Genomic DNA, 3,247 nt, shown 5'->3' with positions numbered 1-3,247 from the left:
CCCCTCCCCCATCACGGCGCCATGACGTCCCCGACCTTCCGCGCCAGCATCCTCACCCTTTATCCGGAGATGTTTCCCGGCCCCCTCGGCCATGCCCTCGCCGGCCGGGCGCTGGAGAAGGCGCTGTGGGCGCTGGAGGCAGTGCAGATCCGCGACTTCGCCCTCGACAAGCACCGCTCCGTGGACGACACCCCCGCCGGCGGCGGGCCCGGCATGGTCATGCGCGCCGATGTGCTGGCCCGCGCCATCGATGCAGTCGCCCCGCCCGGCGATCCCCGCCCGCGCTTGCTCATGACCCCGCGCGGCGCACCGCTGACCCAGGCGCGGGTGCGCGCCCTGGCGGAAGGTCCCGGCGCGGTGATCCTGTGCGGGCGGTTCGAGGGGGTGGACGAGCGCATCGTCGCGGCCCGCAACCTTGAGGAAATCTGCGTCGGCGACGTGGTGCTGTCCGGCGGCGAGGCGGCGGCGCTGCTGCTGCTGGATGCCTGCGTGCGGCTCATTCCCGGCGTCATGGGCAAGGCGGAGAGCGGCACCGAGGAGAGTTTTTCCGCCGGCCTGCTGGAATATCCCCAATACACCCGCCCGCAGCTGTTCGAGGGCGAGCCCATTCCGGAGGTGCTGACCTGCGGCGATCACGCCCGCATCGCCCGCTGGCGCCACGCGCAATCCCTCGCCGTCACCCGCGCGCGGCGGCCGGACCTTCTCGCTTCCCTGCCCCCGCATGACGGGACCATGAAGGAAAGGGAATGACACGGCCCCTTTTCTCGGCTATGGAGCCCGCGTCCCCTTAACTTAAAACGACACAATGCGGCACCGGGGCGTTTTGCCGAACCGGTGGCTGCAAAAAGGTTGGCGACATGAACATCATCCAGACGCTCGAAGCCGAGCAGGCGGCGAAACTCGCCGAAAAGCGTGCCATCCCGGACTTCCAGCCCGGCGATACCATTATCGTGAACGTGAAGGTGGTCGAAGGCGAGCGCTCGCGCGTGCAGGCCTATGAAGGCGTGTGCATCGCGCGGTCCGGCGGCGGCCTCAACGAGAGCTTCACGGTCCGCAAGATTTCCTACGGCGAGGGCGTGGAGCGCGTGTTCCCGGTCTATGCGCCGCTGATCGATTCCATCAAGGTGGTCCGCCGCGGCAAGGTGCGCCGCGCCAAGCTCTATTACCTGCGCGATCGCCGCGGCAAGTCGGCCCGTATCGCCGAGCGCCAGGACCGCACCGCCGACGGCAAGATCAAGAAGGGCGGCAAGTCTGCCCCCGCTCCCACCGCCGCCGAGTGAGCACAGCCTGAAGGCCGGCATCCGCCGCCTGAAGCCCCGCGTATTCAACGCCTCCGGGACCACCCGGGGGCGTTTTTTCGTTTCGAGCCCGCCCGGCGCCTGGTGTCACTCCGCCGGCGCGTCGTCGCGCAGGCGGGCGAACAGGCCGTCCGGGTCGGCATCGAAGGCGCGGCGGATCTCGGCCAGCGCGGTCTCGCCGCCGCGATAGCTGGCGCCGCCCACATGCAGCCAGGCATCCAGCAGCATCTTCGGCTCGCTCCAGCTCCCATCCGGCGAAGGCACCCGCACCGAGCGCGCGTGGGGCCAGGCAAAGCCCGCCACATCGAGCTTGCGGAACAGCACGTGCCAGTTGCGCCCGCCGGTGTCGGTGCCCAATAGCCGGTCGGGGCCGAAATCCAGCGGCTTGGCCACCAGGCTGCCGTCGTAGATGGAAAAGCCCGGCCACAAATACCAGGCCTTCACCCGGCTGCTCCAGCGCTGCAACCCGTAGACCTTCTGGCGCGCCACCAGTGTGGCAAGGTCGGTGGGCTTCAGCAGCACCAGGTCGTGGTCGAGCATGGCGAACACGCGCGGCCGCACCTTGCGCAGCACGTTGTGGAACACCCAGTTGGCGGCGGCGGCGTGGGACCGCGCCGTGCGCACCCGCACGAACGGCGCCGGCGGCAGGGCGAGGTAGTAAAGCCCCTTCTGCGCCGCGATGGCGGCAAGCTCCCGCCGCGCCTGCGGCTCCGTGGAATTGTCGCAGACGAGCAGCGGCGTGCCGGGGGCAAAGCGCGCCATGGAATCCGCCAGCAGCGCCACCGCCTCCGGCACGTTGTAGGCGATGGTCAAGGCGAGGGTGCCGTCGCGGCGGCGGCGGAGCGCCTCCACCACCTCGGCCTGCCCTTCGGCCGGACGGCCGCGATAAAGGCGGTCCATCACCGCGTAGCGCGCGTGGTTGAGCCAGTGCAGGCCCGGCAGCGCGGCCACCATGCCGGACAGGCCGGCCCGCTTGTGCCCTTGCGACCCGCTCATGAGGTTGCTCCCGATGCGGTGGTGGCGTCCGCGCCCGCGCGCAGTCGGGCCAGAAGGCCGTCCGGGTCCGCCGCGAAGGCGCGCGCCACCGTGTCGAAGGCCCGTCCGCGCGTGCCGTGGCCGGCGCCGCCGGCGTGCAGCCATCCATCCACCAGCAGGTGATCCTCCCCCGCCTCCGTGCCGGGATCGGCGACGAACACGGTGCGGGTTTCGGCAAACGCCAGGGCGTCCCGGTCGAGACGGCGGTAGAGGACGTTCCAGTTCTGCCCACCGGTGTCAAGGGTGAGCGGGGTGTCGGTGCCGAAGTCCAGCGGCAGGCCCTGCACCGCCTTGTAATTGAACAGGCTGAAGCCCGGCCACAGATACCAGGCCCCATTGCCCTCGCCATGGCGCGCCATGCCATAGCAGGGCTGGGCGGCGACGCGGGCCGGCAGGTCGTCGGCCTGAAGCGGGATCAGGTCATGGTCGAGCAGGGCCACCACGGGCGGCGCCACCTTGCGCACCAGATTGGCCCAGATCCAGTTCAGCGCCACCGCATGGGAGCGCGAGCCGTTGCGCCCGCCGCGATAGGGCGAGGGCGGCAGCGGGCAATAGGCCAGACCCCGCTCCGCGCACAAAGCGGCGATGGCGGCGCGGGCGGCGGGATCGGTGGAATTGTCGCACACCACCAGCGGCGTATCGGGGAGAAAGCGGGCCATGGCGTCGGCGAGAAGGGCAATGGCCTCCGGCATGTTGAAGGCGACGGTGAAGGCCATGGCGGGGGCGCGCTCGCCCTTCAGCCGCGCCACCAGCGCCGCCTGCCCATCCGCCTGCCGGCGGGCATAGATGCGGTCCACCAGCCGGTTGCGCGCGCGCCGCAGGCGATGGGCCAGCGGGGCGGCGCTGAGCCAGTCCTTCAGCGAATAATCGGCGAGATCGCGCATGGGGTGGCTCAGGGCTGGGAGGGCGCCGTG

At 70.8% G+C, this 3,247-nt stretch carries 4 protein-coding genes; 2 read left to right on the top strand and 2 right to left on the bottom strand.

Annotation, left to right across the window (positions count from 1 at the left end):
* Positions 1-21 precede the first annotated feature (21 nt).
* Complete coding sequence (gene trmD, locus K9U41_RS22345; RefSeq protein WP_282643039.1) at positions 22-750, top strand: tRNA (guanosine(37)-N1)-methyltransferase TrmD; 729 nt, start codon at positions 22-24, stop codon at positions 748-750.
* Between the two features lie 107 nt (positions 751-857).
* Positions 858-1,280 carry a 50S ribosomal protein L19 gene (gene rplS, locus K9U41_RS22340; RefSeq protein ID WP_012114530.1) on the top strand — a complete coding sequence of 141 codons (423 nt, stop codon included), beginning with the start codon at positions 858-860 and terminating at the stop codon, positions 1,278-1,280.
* A gap of 105 nt (positions 1,281-1,385) precedes the next feature.
* Here rplS and K9U41_RS22335 read toward each other — a convergent pair whose 3' ends face one another.
* Entirely contained in the window at positions 1,386-2,294 is a 909-nt protein-coding gene (locus K9U41_RS22335; protein ID WP_282643038.1) for a hypothetical protein, read from the bottom strand.
* Positions 2,291-3,247 (bottom strand): hypothetical protein (locus tag K9U41_RS22330; protein ID WP_282643037.1); only part of this gene is annotated, 957 nt, incomplete at its 5' end. The genes K9U41_RS22335 and K9U41_RS22330, both read right to left, overlap by 4 nt.

Source organism: Xanthobacter autotrophicus (assembly GCF_029991245.1).
Lineage (GTDB): Bacteria > Pseudomonadota > Alphaproteobacteria > Rhizobiales > Xanthobacteraceae > Xanthobacter > Xanthobacter autotrophicus_C.
This window is presented reverse-complemented; position numbering and strand designations above follow the sequence as displayed.

Excerpts from the sequence above, each read along its gene's own strand:
- trmD (WP_282643039.1), top strand. The coding sequence starts at position 22 with ATGACGTCCCCGACCTTCCGCGCCAGCATCCTCACCCTTTATCCGGAG.
- K9U41_RS22335 (WP_282643038.1), bottom strand. The coding sequence starts at position 2,294 with ATGAGCGGGTCGCAAGGGCACAAGCGGGCCGGCCTGTCCGGCATGGTG.
- rplS (WP_012114530.1), top strand. The coding sequence starts at position 858 with ATGAACATCATCCAGACGCTCGAAGCCGAGCAGGCGGCGAAACTCGCC.